The sequence below is a fragment of the SAR202 cluster bacterium genome (genome assembly GCA_016872285.1).
Classification (GTDB): domain Bacteria; phylum Chloroflexota; class Dehalococcoidia; order Lucifugimonadales.
Map to the genome: position 1 here is coordinate 1 of VGZZ01000002.1, position 13,848 is coordinate 13,848.

At 60.8% G+C, this 13,848-nt stretch carries 15 protein-coding genes and 1 pseudogene; 8 read left to right on the plus strand and 8 right to left on the minus strand.

From position 1 onward, the window contains the following. Positions 1 to 122: 122 nt before the first annotated feature. Positions 123 to 1,583 carry an aspartyl/glutamyl-tRNA amidotransferase subunit A gene (locus FJ320_00775; protein MBM3924516.1) on the plus strand — a complete coding sequence of 487 codons (1,461 nt, stop codon included), beginning with the start codon at positions 123 to 125 and terminating at the stop codon, positions 1,581 to 1,583. On the opposite strand, the gene FJ320_00780 is transcribed toward FJ320_00775, so the two are convergent. From FJ320_00780 to FJ320_00805, 6 genes and pseudogenes are all read right to left on the minus strand, one after another. Next, entirely contained in the window at positions 1,580 to 2,161 is a 582-nt protein-coding gene (locus FJ320_00780; protein ID MBM3924517.1) for a hypothetical protein, read from the minus strand. The two genes, FJ320_00775 and FJ320_00780, sit on opposite strands and share 4 nt — an antisense overlap. A gap of 153 nt (positions 2,162 to 2,314) precedes the next feature. Then, a pseudogene (locus tag FJ320_00785) lies at positions 2,315 to 3,276 on the minus strand (ABC transporter ATP-binding protein). After that, positions 3,276 to 3,632, minus strand: a complete 357-nt coding sequence (locus FJ320_00790) for a hypothetical protein (protein MBM3924518.1) — start codon at positions 3,630 to 3,632, stop codon at positions 3,276 to 3,278. Before FJ320_00790 ends, FJ320_00785 begins: the two are co-directional and overlap by 1 nt. A 6-nt stretch (positions 3,633 to 3,638) precedes the next feature. Beyond that, the gene (locus tag FJ320_00795) at positions 3,639 to 4,625 is read right to left on the minus strand and encodes a DUF3500 domain-containing protein (GenBank protein MBM3924519.1); all 987 of its coding nucleotides are present in this window, start codon (positions 4,623 to 4,625) and stop codon (positions 3,639 to 3,641) included. 113 nt (positions 4,626 to 4,738) lie between these two features. After that, a complete protein-coding gene (locus FJ320_00800) occupies positions 4,739 to 5,164 on the minus strand; it encodes a PIN domain-containing protein (protein ID MBM3924520.1) in 426 nt (141 codons plus the stop codon). After that, positions 5,155 to 5,379, minus strand: coding sequence for a ribbon-helix-helix protein, CopG family (locus tag FJ320_00805; GenBank protein ID MBM3924521.1), 225 nt, complete (start codon positions 5,377 to 5,379; stop codon positions 5,155 to 5,157). The genes FJ320_00800 and FJ320_00805 overlap by 10 nt, the downstream gene beginning before the upstream one ends. Before the next feature lie 188 nt (positions 5,380 to 5,567). On the opposite strand from FJ320_00805, the gene FJ320_00810 reads away from it, so the two are divergent. The 3 genes from FJ320_00810 (at position 5,568) to FJ320_00820 (ending at position 7,777) form a co-directional block, all read left to right on the plus strand. Further along, positions 5,568 to 5,810 carry a zinc ribbon domain-containing protein gene (locus FJ320_00810; protein ID MBM3924522.1) on the plus strand — a complete coding sequence of 81 codons (243 nt, stop codon included), beginning with the start codon at positions 5,568 to 5,570 and terminating at the stop codon, positions 5,808 to 5,810. 98 nt (positions 5,811 to 5,908) lie between these two features. Continuing rightward, positions 5,909 to 6,655, plus strand: coding sequence for a 3-oxoacyl-ACP reductase FabG (locus tag FJ320_00815; GenBank protein MBM3924523.1), 747 nt, complete (start codon positions 5,909 to 5,911; stop codon positions 6,653 to 6,655). 105 nt (positions 6,656 to 6,760) lie between these two features. Beyond that, positions 6,761 to 7,777 carry a hypothetical protein gene (locus tag FJ320_00820; GenBank protein ID MBM3924524.1) on the plus strand — a complete coding sequence of 339 codons (1,017 nt, stop codon included), beginning with the start codon at positions 6,761 to 6,763 and terminating at the stop codon, positions 7,775 to 7,777. Between the two features lie 4 nt (positions 7,778 to 7,781). On the opposite strand, the gene FJ320_00825 is transcribed toward FJ320_00820, so the two are convergent. Both FJ320_00825 and FJ320_00830 read right to left on the minus strand, forming a co-directional pair. Beyond that, positions 7,782 to 8,261: a gluconate 2-dehydrogenase subunit 3 family protein gene (locus FJ320_00825; GenBank protein ID MBM3924525.1), complete on the minus strand. Its 480-nt coding sequence runs from the start codon at positions 8,259 to 8,261 to the stop codon at positions 7,782 to 7,784. Positions 8,262 to 8,275: 14 nt separating this feature from the next. Then, positions 8,276 to 9,889: a GMC family oxidoreductase gene (locus tag FJ320_00830; protein ID MBM3924526.1), complete on the minus strand. Its 1,614-nt coding sequence runs from the start codon at positions 9,887 to 9,889 to the stop codon at positions 8,276 to 8,278. A 131-nt stretch (positions 9,890 to 10,020) separates the two neighbouring features. Here FJ320_00830 and FJ320_00835 point away from each other — a divergent pair, with 131 nt between their 5' ends. The 4 genes from FJ320_00835 (at position 10,021) to FJ320_00850 (ending at position 13,778) form a co-directional block, all read left to right on the plus strand. Further along, positions 10,021 to 11,025 carry an asparaginase gene (locus tag FJ320_00835; GenBank protein ID MBM3924527.1) on the plus strand — a complete coding sequence of 335 codons (1,005 nt, stop codon included), beginning with the start codon at positions 10,021 to 10,023 and terminating at the stop codon, positions 11,023 to 11,025. Between the two features lie 221 nt (positions 11,026 to 11,246). Continuing rightward, positions 11,247 to 12,512 carry an MFS transporter gene (locus tag FJ320_00840; GenBank protein MBM3924528.1) on the plus strand — a complete coding sequence of 422 codons (1,266 nt, stop codon included), beginning with the start codon at positions 11,247 to 11,249 and terminating at the stop codon, positions 12,510 to 12,512. Continuing rightward, positions 12,368 to 13,240, plus strand: a complete 873-nt coding sequence (locus tag FJ320_00845; GenBank protein ID MBM3924529.1) for a DUF1028 domain-containing protein — start codon at positions 12,368 to 12,370, stop codon at positions 13,238 to 13,240. The genes FJ320_00840 and FJ320_00845 overlap by 145 nt, the downstream gene beginning before the upstream one ends. Then, a complete protein-coding gene (locus FJ320_00850) occupies positions 13,206 to 13,778 on the plus strand; it encodes a GrpB family protein (protein MBM3924530.1) in 573 nt (190 codons plus the stop codon). The genes FJ320_00845 and FJ320_00850 overlap by 35 nt, the downstream gene beginning before the upstream one ends. Positions 13,779 to 13,848 lie beyond the last annotated feature (70 nt).

Below are 13,848 nucleotides of genomic sequence, written 5' to 3' on the forward strand. Positions count from 1 at the left end.
CTTTCCCTTTGACGCTGAGCGTACTCGCCAATGCTCTCCCGGTTCACGGCTACCTCCCTGGGATTTCGGTAACCGTAGTTTTGAGACAATCACTTTATTTCGGTAACCATATTTTTAATGTCATGCGTGGACTTGACCCAGGAGGAGCCGTCACACCTATTTGTGAACGGAGGGCGTTAGAGATGGCTAAGCAAGACATCGCCAGGCTGAGCCTGACCCAGCTTTCGACCAAGCTAAAGGCTAAAGAGGTGTCGCCGGTGGAGGCGCTGGACGCCGTCTTCGAGCGCATCGATGAGGCCGACGCCGCGCTGAATTCCCACATCACCCTCTGCCGGGAGGAGGCGCGAAAGCAGGCTAAAGAGGCGGAGCGCCAGATTCTACAAGGCCAGTACCTCGGCCCGCTGCACGGCGTGCCGCTGGGCCTGAAGGACATCATCGCCACCAAGGGCGTGCGGACGACTATGGGCTCGCAGGTCTTCGCCGACTGGGCGCCGGACTACGACGCCACGGTGTCGCGGCGGCTCAAGGACGCGGGGGCGGTGATAACCGGCAAGCAGCACTGCCACGAGTTCGCCTGGTCTCACCACAATAAGAAGTACGGGCCGGTACGCAATCCATGGGACCAGGGCCGCGAGCCGGGCGGCTCCAGTTCCGGCACTGGAGCAGCGGTGGCGAGTTATATGTGCTACGGCGGCATCGGCTCCGACACGGGCGGCTCCATACGCATACCGGCCTCGCTGTGCGGCATCGTTGGCTTGAAGCCGACCTATGGCCGCGTCAGCCGCCATGGCGTTTTCCCGCTGTCCTGGTCGTTAGACCACCTGGGGCCAATGACCCGGACGGTGGAGGACACGGCCATCATTCTCCAGGCCATCGCCGGTCCGGACGCCAAGGACCCCACCACCCTTAACACGCCGCCCGCGCCCTATTATGCCGGCGCGATGAAGCGGGACATCAAGGGCGTGAGGCTGGGCGTGCCTGCCGACCATTTCTTCGACCACGCCGACAAGGAGACCAAGGCGGCGATAGATAAGGCGTTGGGGGTTTTGGAGAAGGCGGGGGCTGTGGTAGAGGAGGTTAAGACACCCATGGCCAACTACATTATCCCGGCCTGGTGGACGGTCATCGCGTCGGAGGTCGCCAGCGTCCACGAGCCTTATTTGAAGAAGTGGGGCAAGACATACACGCAGTCGCTGCTGGACGTGGCGGGGCCGGGGTGGTTCCTGCCTGCCGCCACGGTTCTGAAGGCGCAGCGCGCGCGGGCGATGATCACTCGCGGGTTCAACGAGTTGCTGCGAAAGGTGGACGCGCTGATAACGCCGGCGTCGCCCATACCGGCGTGGCCCCTAGGCGGGATGCTGAACCTGGGGAAGAACTCGGCGGAGTCGATAGGCGTGGTGGTAAGCTGCACGGGGCCGTTCAACCTGACGGGCCTGCCGTCCATGTCAGTGCCCTGCGGGCTGAATAAGGATGCGCTGCCGCTGGGCATGCAGATATCGGGCCGGGCGTTTGATGAGGCGATGGTCTTGAGGGTGGGGTATGCTTACGAACAGTTATCTCCGCCACCCCGCTTAAAAATCTAAAGCTCCTTTCGACTGAAGACGGCCCAGGCCCCCACGCTCAGCACGACAACAAGGCCGCAGGCGATGGCGAAGCCCGGCCAGAGTTCGTAGGAGTCGCCGACCATGACGTGGTTGGCGAATTCAGGGCCCACCACCGGCCAGAACCGTCTGGAGTGGGGAATGTTGGTCAGGATTTGCATTGCAATAAACACACCGAAGGCCAGACCTGAGACTAGGAGCTGTCTGGTGAACATGGAGCTCCAAAAAAGGGTGAGGCTGCCGATAAACAGCATAGATGTGGCGCTGATTAGAAGGCCGAGAATAAAGCGTCCCAAGCCGCCATTGCCGAAGAGGACCAGGGTCAGCAGGTAGGTCACGACGCCGGCGAGAAAGACCGCCCCGTATATCGATACCGCAAGAGCGAAGAACTTGGCTGACACAAAGGCGGCGCGAGTTACGGGCTTGTTCAGAGTCATGGCGGCAGTCCCACTGGCGCGTTCGCCGGCCAGGGCGCCGGAGGTGGTAATAATCGCAAGAAACAGGCCGAGGGCAGGTATGATGTCCCCCCGCGACGCCCCGCAGGATGTCCCTGGCTTCATCGACACCGTGAGGATGCCCCTGCGCCCGAGCGACGATGTATGAAATTGTGGGGACCAGCACTCCGACCAGGGTAAGGACAGCCGCCATGGCGAAGAATCTCCATGTCCGCCGCAGCTCCATGGCCTCTTTGCTTACCAGCGGCCAAAAACCGGTCATTGCCCTCTTTTATCCTCCTGACCGACCAAGGTCATAAACACATCTTCAAGGCTCGCAAGCTTCAGTTCGTATCGCAGAAGGGTGAGGCCGTTTTCAACCAAGAGCTTGGGCAACTCCTTCTTGGCTAGGACAACGTCTTTGGCATCCACCAACAGCACACGTCGTTGGCCTTGGGGCTTGACGCTGACGGTCCGCACCCAGGGGGTGTTGTTTAATTTCGCGGCTGTGGAGGCCAGATCTTCCTCAGCCTCTATTTCAAAAAGGGAGGACTGGCTTTGGGACTGGAGGTCTGAAATAGACCCGGAGGCGACGATTTTGCCTTTATTGATGATGGCTACCTGGTCACAGATGCGCTCAACGTCGGCCAAAATATGGGTTGATATGAAAATAGTGGTCTTTCCTCTAAGACCCTGAATGGTCTCAAGCATATCCCTCCGGCCCATAGGGTCCAGGGCGGATGCAGGCTCATCCAGGAGGAGGACCTCGGGGCTGTTGATTAGAGCCTGGGCTAGGCCGAGTCGCTGCTGCATACCTCGCGAGTAGCCGCGCACCTTGCGGCTGGCGGCGTCGGCGAGATTCACATGCCGGAGCAGTTCGTCCGCTCGACGCGAGGCGGCGGCCCTATCCAGCCCGTGGAGCTCGCCAGTAAACCGCAGAAATTCAAAGCCTGTCATCCAGCCGTAGAAAGCCGGCGATTCCGGCAAGTAGCCAATCTCGGAACGAAGCCGCAGGGGTTCCCGGACACGTTATGCCCTTCGACCCAGACTTGCCCCGACGTGGGATGAGTTAGGCCGGCGAGGAGCCTGAGGGTTGTAGTCTTGCCCGCCCCGTTAGGGCCAAGAAAGCCGAAGGACGCCCCCTTCTTAATCGCCAAGGTGAGGCTGTCAAGGGCGACGAAACTGCCGAAGTGCTTGGACAGGTTTTCGCAGCGTATCGCTTCCTGGGCGCCGATTGACATCAAGGAGCGGGCCTGAACATGGGCTTGAAGAAGGAGTGGAGGAAGTTGCGCTGGTGGGCCCACTTGTGGGCGCGCCGAAGGCCGGCGTCGGCGATGGGGCCGTCCCGATGGGTGATCGCGACGGCGTGGTACCGCTCGCCGGGCTGGAGCATGGGGTCGACGCCCACCTCCACCTTGCAGCCCGTGGCTTCGAGTGCAGCCTTCAGAACCTCGTAGCCTTTGGCCTTTTTGTTGGGCGTTATGTAAATATAGAACTCGGTGCTGCCCAAGACCTCGTCGATGTGGAAGGCGTCGACGTCGGCGCCAGAGCCCTGGCGGAGGTCGCGGCGGGAGGCGTTGAGGTCGTGGCGGTACATGGATGGTTAGAGGATGTGGAAGAGGAGGAGGTGGTCGCGCAGCACGTCTTGGGCGAAGTCGTTGTTGACGTCGCGCCAGACCGAGTGGATGTGGTTGGCGCCGTTCTGCCGGTTGTCGAACTCGACGACGAAGTTGCCGCCGTGGATCCGGTAGTAGTGTTCCTTGTCCTTGGAGATGGGGCCGCCCCAGGCAAAGTGCAGCTTGTCGAAGTCCTCCTGCTGAAGGCGCGTCAGCTTGTCCTTGGCTACCTCCGGTCTCGCCTGGTTCACGTACTCGGACACCAGGGCCATAAGCATTTCGCGCTGCGAACCGGACATCTTGGACACGGGCAGACCCTCGTACTCCGGCAGGGTGGCGCGGGCCGAGTTGTAGGTGAGGATGTCCCAGGGGGCGTTGGGCCAGATGACGGCCTTGGACCGCTGCGTCTTGTCGAAGCTGTCTATGAGGTCGAAGGCCAGGTCTTCGCGATCGCCGAGGATGCGCAGGCCCTTCTTGGGGCCTTTTCGTACCTCGGCGGGATTGGAGCCGAAGAAGAAAGGCGTGACGGAGACGACCTCTTTGTCCCAGACGCTGAAGTTCAGGGAGACGTGGTGGCCCTCAAACCGCCAGCCCCAGGGGTCCTTCTCGCCCGGCTGGCCGAAGAAGATGAAATAGTAGAGCTGCGGGTCGCGGACAAAGGTAATGCGGTTTTGCTCCTTTTCGATGGCGCCAAGGACGTTCTCGTGCTCAACGATCTGCAAGGCTTGTTTGTAGGACTTCTCCGGCAGGGAGACGGCCAGGATGTCCAGGGCCAGCTTTCGCTGATGGGGCTCCATATCGCGGAGGGGGAGGCCGTGGCGGTTGAGGGGAGGATAGAACCAGAAGAAACGCTCGCCATCGGCAAAGTTATAAATAGTCTTGGCGCGCTGAGGGGCCGAAAGGCTTTCAAGGAACTTGTCGCAGGCATCCGCCATCTGGGAGGCTAGCTTGGAGTGAGACTGGCCGCTGTGCATAAGAGGCCTCCTTTATGTCAAGTCGTGTATGGCAGCTTTGATGATGCCATAGGGAGAAGGGGAGGCGCAAATAATAGAAAAGGACGGTTACGAGTTCTTGGCTGTTTGACGCTCTATAGTTGGTCTTCGGGTACAAGCTTAAGAGTGTCCACATGTCGGGGGCGAAGAAATCGGAAGTGGCGGTAGTCTAGGGTAGCGAGCTTGGGCTCATTTAGGCGTTCCACGATAGCTAAGACTGCGGCGTCTACGAATCCTATATCGGTGTCAGCATAGCGGTCGCAAATCTCGCGGATGCGCCGATAATCAGAGGGCTGCAACTCCTCTACATGGTAGGAGCCAGCAAAAATATCGTCGAGAAGCACTAGGAAAACCCCAGAATGAAGCCTGTTATGCACAAGCCAGTCCACTTCAATCAGTACGGGCGCAGGTATTACCAGCGCCTCAGCAGTGCCTTCTAAAAAGTCGAGGCACCGACGATTCTGGGCGTCAGTTCGATCCAGAGTTGCGTATAATGGCCCAGTGTCAAGAACTAGCGCCATGAACGCGGTACCGGTCGCATGTCACCCGCTTTTGTCGAGGTGTCAGTGTAGCCCGAGGCGCCAATACCCCAACTTCGTGGTCTTGGTCGATAACTCTTGGCCTTCTCTTCTAGAGCTTCTCGGACTAGAGCAGCAATAGACGTACGCCGCTCTGCCGCCATCAAACGCAAGCATTGCAACAATTCTTCAGGGATAGATATTGTGGTGCGTTCCATGGCATCATGATATCACTAATGATGCGTTAAAGCTATGTAATATACGTGACTTTAGAGCGATTTATTCCCAAGAGACTTTAAAAGAATGGCAGTGACTTGCTTTATAATACCCTGAAGCGTTCCAAGCGGCCCATATAGGGCTTGGACAGAAGTAAGCCGCTTTAAGGCCAATCATAGGAGGTTCATCTATGGCTATCTATGAATACTACTGCGGCTCCTGCAAGCAGGAGTTCCAGCTTATGCGCTCCATGAGCCAGTTCAATGAGCCTGGGCCATGCCCGACCTGCGGGAAGCCGTCGCAGAAGCTGGTGTCGGCACACGCTTCCAAGATTGGGTATTATTTGAAGCCCTCGTCCGGGGGAGCGTTTCGGAGTCATAAGGCGGCATCGGAAACCGCCAAGAAGGGCAAGCCAAAGAAGAAAAGCAAGTAGCCAAACGCCATTCTTTGCTTTGGGCCCGTCCCGATGGAATCGAGGCGGGCTTTTGCTTATATTCGAGGCAAACGATACAGGGTAATTAGGAGGGAGCTATGGACTTGAAGGGGAAGGTGGCACTGGTGACGGGGTCGGGAAGGAACATTGGAAAGGCGACGGTCTTAGAATTGGCCCGCCAGGGCGCCGACGTGGTGGTGAACGCGCGGTCTAACCGAGGGGAGGCAGAGGCGGTGGCGCGGGAGGCGCGGGAGATGGGGGTGCGGGCGCAGGCGGCGGTGGCGGACGTGGGCGACGCAGCGCAGGTGGAGCGGATGGTGGCGTCGGCGATTAAAGAATTCGGGCGCATCGACATCCTGATAAACAACGCAGGCCTGCGGAAGACCACACCCTTCGTCGACATGACGCATCAGGAGTGGCGGGAGATTATGGCGGTGAACCTGGACGGGCCGTTCTACTGCTGCAAGGCGGTGGCGCCGGGGATGATAGAGCGGAAGTGGGGCCGCATTATCAACGTCGGCGGGCTGTACGCCTTCAAGGGGAATAAGGGGTTTGCTCACGTGGGCGCGGCGAAGATGGGGGCGCTGGGGCTGACGCGGTCCCTGGCGGTGGAGCTGGCGCCCTACGGCATTGTGGTCAACCACATCGTGCCCGGGTCCTTCGACACCAGCCGCGAGGGCGGAAAGCGGACGCAGTTGACGCCGGCGCAGCTAGCGGGGATACCCCTGGGGAGGTTAGGCCAGCCGGAGGAGGTGGCGAAACTGTGCGCTTTCCTCTCCTCCGACGGGGCCAGCTACATTACGGGGCAGATGATACACGTGAACGGCGGTGTGGTGACGCATTAGGAGAAGTCGTCGATTCTGGTACTAGAGTCCAGTAGAGGTCGCGAAAAGCCCCTCCTATAATCGTGTGCGTTGGACCAAGGTCCGACCGTATATGGAGGCCCTGCTGTGTCCGTCTATGACTTGGCCCTGGCAGACCGTGAGGGATTTTTCAGCGCGCGCGTCCGTGAGCTTTGTGGATTTCAAAACCTGTCGTTTTTCCTCGTCGAGCCGGTGTGGCTTCGAGAGTTCCTGGAGAAGCTGCAGCGAGGCCAGATTGGGGTTGGCGTATTAATCGACATGGCCTCGGACCCCTACGACGCGTCGGACCTCTACTACCGGCTGGCGAAGGAGGTCAAGGCCAGCGGCGGCCATGTCATCGACGACCCGGACCGCAGCCCCCTGGCGACGCACAAGGGCAAGTTCCACCAGGTGCTGCTGCAGAACCACGTGCCGGTGCCAGACACCGTATTTGTCAAGCGCAAAGACCTGGCGACGTTTAAGCTAACCGACGAGATAAAGTCCCGGCTGGGCATGCCCTTTGTGGTAAAGCCGGGTTGGGGGTTCGGCGGGCGGGGCGTGGAGCTGAACGCGACTTCGGAGGCGGAGGTGAGGAGGTCGGCGGAGCGGAGGCCGGAGTCGGACACCTTCATGCTGCAGAAGAAGCTCAAACCCAAGGCGCTGGACGGGCGCGTCGGCTGGTTCCGCATCTTCCATGTCTGCGGCGAGTACATCACCTGTTGGTGGAACCCGTCCAACGGCGACTACGGCATGGTGTCTCCCCTGGAGCGGCATCGCTACGGCCTGCTGGGGCTGGAGAAGATCGTCTATAAGATAGCCCAGCTATCCAAGATGGAGTTCTTTTCGACGGAAATAGCGATGCTGGAGGACGGGCAGTTTGTGGCGGTGGACTATCTGAACGACGAGTGTGACACGCACCCCAAGTCCTACTGGCCGTCAGGCGTGCCGGACGAGGTGGTGCGGCGCATCGCGTGGCTGTTTGTCCAGAAGGCGATGAGCGTGGTGCACAAGCACCCGTTTGAGAACGAGCTGGTGGAGCGGGATAAGAGCTGGCAGAACGGCCACAAGCGGCGCGAGCCGATGACAAAGGCGCAGGAGATAACGCCCAAGGTGACGGTGGAGTAGGGAATTACGCGTCCCTATATAGCTTCTTCCGCGCCTTGACCTTCTCAATTAGCACCAGCGTTTGCCCTTGCTCCAGCTTGTAGCCCTTGGGCTGGGGAGGCTCGTGGGGGAGGCCCAGCTTTTTGAGGACTTCCGGATTGGTGTAATAGCTGCCATAGACCATTTGGATAAGGGTCTCAAAAAAGATAGGCTCGGCGGATTCTATGGACTGGAGGACGGACACCTTGGCTTTTTCGGGGAGGCTGGCGAAGGGCTTGCCGCCTTTGGCGTGAGCGGCGAGGTCAATTTTATGTAAACCTTCCAGAAATGCGCGGCGTAGTTCGGGGGAGCGGCGGACCTCGCGGTCGATGAATACGACGCCGCCCGCCTGGCCGGCGCCGGGGGTGTTGCCCCGGGGTGGGATGAGGACGTCGGCCAGGGCTTCGACGAGGGCGGCCTGGGCCTCGCTGAAGAAGGTGAGGGGCTGGGCGGTGGTTTCAGGCATATTTATCTCTCCGGTTAGTCCAGCAGATGCCGATGGCTGCGCTTGAAGTGGTCGGCGAAGTAGAGGGCCAGGGCCTGCACGGTGGAGCAGGGGTTCACCGCGCCGGAGGTGACGAAGGCGCTGCCGTCGATGACGAACAGGTTCTTGACATCGTGGGCGCGGCCATGGCCGTCCACCACCGAGTTGCCGGCGTGGGTGCCCATGCGCGCCGTGCCCATGAGATGCCAGCCCGATACCCTCGCCAGCGGGTTCACGAATATTTGCTTGGCACCCGCCGCGTCCAGCAGCTCCTTGGCCCGGTCGATGCCGTGGTCCATCATCTTGCGGCTGTTCTCGCTGAGCTTGTAGGTAATCTTGGGGGCGGGAATGCCGTCGCCGTCGGTGAGGACGGGGTCGATGGTAACCTGGTTGTGGTGTTCGGGGAGGTCCTCGCCGCAGACGGCGATGTTGATGGTGTGGCCGAGGCGCTCTTTGAGGACGCGATGGTGGTCCTGGCCCCAGGGAACGCGGAACCGACCCTGGTTCCCCATGGCGGTCATAAGGGGGCCGGCACCTCGCCCTATCTGGAAGGAGTGGCTTCGGACGAAGCCGCGGCTCAGGTCGGTCTCGTAGAACTCCTGACAGAAGACGGTGCAGCTATTGGGGCCGATGTAGGACTCCAGGTCTTCCTCGAAGACGCCCATAGCCATGGCGTAGGGGTGGAACATGAGGTTCTTCCCGACCATGCCGCCGCTGTTGGCCAAGCCGTCTGGGGAAAGGGCCGACTTGGAGTTGAGGAGCAGGCGCGGGGTGCCGATGCCGTTGGCGGCAACGACCACGATTTTGGCCTTCTGGTGGTGGAGGCGGCCATCGCGGTCATAGTAGATAGCGCCGTCGGCGAGGCCCTGCTTGTTGACGGTGATCTCGCGGACGCGGGCGTAGGTCTTGAGCTGAGCGCCCTTGGCGATAGCCTTGGGCCAGTAGGTCACATCGCTGCTGGCCTTGGCCTTGACGGCGCAGCCGATGTCGCAGGGGCCGCAGTTGTTGCACGCGCCGCGCCCGTCGTAGTCGCGGGTGAGAATGGCGGCGTCGGAGGGCCACCAGTGCCAGCCCAGCTTGTCGAGGCCGCGGACAATGGTGTCGCCCATCTTGCCCAGGGGTATGGGCGGCAGGGGGCGGGCAGGCTTGATGGGGTAAGCGGGGTCGCCGGCGACGCCCGCCACGCCCACCATCTTGTCGTTGAGGTCATAGAAAGGCTCCAGGTCTTTGTAGGACATAGGCCAGTCGTCGGCGACGCCGTCCAGGGTGCGGACGCGGAAGTCGGAGGGCCGCAGGCGGGGGAACTGGCCGCCCCAGTGAATGGTGCTGCCGCCGACGGCGTTGAACATGAGAGGCGAAATGGGCGAGTCGGCATCGTTGACGGGATAGTCCTCGGGGAGGCGGCGGACGTTGGGGTTGGTGGCGTAGTCGCCGTAGCGGGTGAACTCCCAGCCTTCCTTCATAGCGGGATAGTGCTGGGGGTTGAGCCAGCCGCCCTGCTCCAGGCATAGGACTTGGAACCCGGCCTCGGTGAGGCTCCAGGTGAAAGCGCCGCCGGACGCGCCCGCGCCAATGACCAGCACGTCCACGGTATTGTATTGTTTAGCCATGCTGTCTCCGATTTTGTAAGTGCGACGTGAATTATAGCAAGGCGGAGACTTATACACACAGCCAGCAGATGGGTTGAGGGCTGGTGTTTGCTTCTATAAAATGGCGGCCATTGATAGAGGGAGGTGTTTATATGCCAGCCAAGCCTAATATTGTTGTTTTTGGGACGGGCGGGACCATTGCCGCCGTCAGCCCGGACAGGATGGACTTCACGCGATACGGCGACGTGGGAAGGCGCATGCCGGTGGCCGAGAACCTGGAGCGTCTGCCGGAGGCCAAAGAAATCGCTAACCTGCGGGCGGAGGACCTGTATCGGACTTCCAGCGGCGAGATTGGGCCGAAAGAGTGGCTCAACATGGCGCGACGCATCAACGAGACCTTCGCCAGGGACAAGACTGTTGACGGCATCGTGCTGACCCACGGCACGGGGACTATGGAAGAAAGCGCCTATTTCCTGAACCTGACGGTAAAGTCCAACAAGCCGGTGGTTATGACAGGGTCGATGCGCCCCGCCTCGGCCATTGGTACGGACGCCGACGTCAACCTGTACAACGCCATCAAGATCGCGGCGTCGCCGCAAGCCAGGGGGATGGGCGTGGTGGTGTGCCTGAACCATCAGATACACTCGGCGCGAGAGGTGACCAAGAGTGACCCCCTGCGCGTCGAGACCTTCAAGACCCACGAGTTCGGGATACTGGGCTACGCCGACTCGGACGGTGAGGTGCGATTTTATCGAGCGCCGGTGAGGAAGCACACCACGGCGACGCCCTTCGAGGTCAACGGCCTCACCGACCTGCCGAGGGTGGACATAGTGCCCCTCTATGCCGGCGGCGACGATTTGCTGATCAATGCGGTGCGCAAGAACAAGTCGGCTGGGCTGGTGCTGTCGGGTGTGGGCGGTGGTAGCGGGTCCAAGGTGCAGCGGGCGGCGGCGCTGGCGGCGGTGAAGGAGGGTATGGCGGTGGCGCTGTCGTCGAGGACCAGCGGCGGACGGGTGGTGATGACGCCGGAGCGAGAGGAGGAAGGGTTCATATCCGCGGACGACCTGCGGCCCTTGAAGGCGCGGATATTGCTGATGCTGGCGCTGAGCATGACCAAGGACCGCAAGGCCATCCAAAGAATGTTTTATGAGATGTAGGGAGGGGACCCTCATTACCCTTAGTCCCTCTTCTCCCGACTACAGGAGAAGGGGGAGAGAAAAATTAAAGAGCACCTCATCACCCTCCATCTCCCTCTTCTCCTTTTCAATAGGAGAAGAGGGAGGGCCAGAAGAGATACCCCAGCCTCATGGCACCCCTGTTAATAAACCCCTAAGCCATAATCCATCTATCCTCACTCTAAGAAGAAGTACACTGATTCATGCGCAATAGTCGCATACTGGCGGCGTTTAGCGTGCCGGGCTATGGGTGGCTGTGGCTTAGCACGCTCACAAACTCCAGCATCATCAGCGTATTCCTTCTGGCCCAGGGCTGGCTTCTCCTGGATATGACGGGGTCGGCGTTCATGGTGGGTTTCGGCCCGGGGTTCTTTGGCGGGGCCAGTCTGCTGTCCGGCCTTTTCGCGGGCGTGCTGGCGGACAGGGTAGACCGTCGAAACATAGTTATGGCCGTGCAGAGCAGCCTGGCGGCAGCCATACTCCTTCTGGCGGTGCTGGCGGTCAGCGACCTGATCCAGGTTTGGCATGTGCTTGCCGTCGCGGGTGTTGTGGGGCTGCTATGGGGGTGCCAGGGGCCGTCACGCAGCACTTTGCAGTTCGACCTGGTGGGACGCGAGAGGCTAGTGAACGCCATCGCGACGCAGTTCATGGCGCATCACTTGTCGTCGGTGCTGGGGCCGCTGGGCGCAGGATTTGTCCTGGAGTATTATGGAGCGGGACCGCTTTTCTTCATCGTCAGCGGGTGGCTGGCCCTGGGCGCCCTGTGTTTGACGAAGGTGCCGCGACCGGCACGAGTCACGCCAGCTAAAGGCTCGGTGATCTCCAACCTGCTGGCAGGGTTCTCATATATCTGGCACGACAAGCGGTCACGGACGGTGTTCTCGGTGATCCTGATCACGGAAGGGCTTGGATTCTCCAGCGTGTCGATGCTGCCAGTGGTGGTCAGGGACAACCTTCACGCCGGCGCATTGGTGTTAGGACTCCTGGCCACTTTCAGGGGTGTAGGAGGCATGACGGCGGCGCTTATCGTTTCCAGGTTCTCTGACGTGAAGTCTAAGGGATGGGTGTTTGTATGCGCGTCCTTCGGGTTTGGGGCCTCCCTGGTGCTATTCTCGTTCTCGCGCGAAATTCCGTTATCGCTGGCGCTGCTGGTGGCCGTCGGCGCGTGCGGCGTGGTCTACGACACCTTTGGCGTGACCCTTCTGCAATCGCTGTCGCCGGAGGCTATGCGGGGGCGGGTGATGGGGGTGTATAGCTCCATCCTCAGCGGGATTAACCTGGGAGGCTTCGGCATGGGGTCGGTGGCGGGAGCGCTGGGGGTAACATGGGCTATCGCGGGAGGCGGCGGCATCGTGGCGCTTCACGCGTTAAGCCGGATGCCGATGGCGGGATTTATGGGGAGGCCGCGCGGGGTGGAGGAATCAGCGACCCCGCCGGGCCGACCCGCGGCGGCGGGGGCGAAGGACTAGCGATGGATCCTATGTTCCGTATTGGCCCCGAGACCAACACCTTCACCATCCTCGCCCGGTGCCCCCAACGCGGCGCCCTGGGCACGGCCATCGCGACATACTCGCTGGCGGTAGGCGGGACGTGCCAGGCGATTAAGTCCGGCGTCGGCGTCATGGCAAGCCAGGCCTTCGGCGACCCCAGGCTTCGGCCGTTGGCGATGGGGATGCTGGAGGCGGGGTTGGACGCTTATGACACGCTGGAGCGAGTGAAGCGCAAGGACCCGTATATCGAATACCGGCAAATCGGGATTGTGGACTCGATGGGGCGGGTGGCGGCGCACACGGGGCCGAAGGCGAGGCCGTGGCACGGGCACATGGTGGGGCGAGGGTATGTGGTGATGGGGAACGCGCTGGTGGGCGGGCAGGTGCTGGAGGCGATGTCGAAAGCCTACGAGGCGTCGGAGTTGGAGGAACTGGAAGAGCGGCTGCTGCGGGCGCTGGAGGCGGGTCGGGACGCCGGCGGGCAGCCCCAGGGGCAACGGTCGTCGGTGCTGGTGGCGCATCGAGAGGAGAGCTACCCGTGGATGGACCTGCGGGTGGACGCGCACTCTGAGCCGGTGGGGGAGCTGCGGCGGGTGTACGAGACGTACAAGCCCATGGCGACGTACTACTACGAGATGCGGCCCAAGGACCCGGCCCATCTGCCGACTCAGGATGAGTGGCTGGCGAGGCAGAAGTGGAGCGGGTGATCAATTGTTGCGCAGCGCCCCCATAGAAGTTGTCGACTATGACCCTAAGTGGCCGCTTATGTACGAGGCGGAGAAAGAGCGGATTGCCTCGGCTTTAGGCCCCTTGGTCCGAGCGATTGAGCATATCGGAAGCACGTCAGTAGCGGGTCTGGCGGCGAAGCCTACTATTGATGCGCTGGTGGGTATTCATAATCTAGCTGACGTCGGTAAGTGCATAGTGCCGCTGGAACAGATTGGATACCAACACAGGCCAGCCTTTGAATCCCAGTTCCTAGGCGGCCATTACTTCAGGCGGCGCAACGAGTTGGGCCAGCATACTTATCATATCCATGTAACTGAGTTCAACAGCGAGTTTTGGAATCGACACATCGGCTTTAGGAATTATCTGAGGACGCATCCTGAAGCTGCCAGACAATACGAGCAGTTAAAAAGAGGTCTGGCGCAGAAGTTTCCGAACGACCGCGAGCGGTACACGGAGGGGAAGAGCGAGTTCATCCGCGGAATAGAAAAGATTGCCGGTATGCCAGCGAATGGTTGACACGTCCCAGTCCGTAAACAAATCTGCTATATTAGCGCCCATCGAACAGGCTTGAGATTCTGAGTATTCT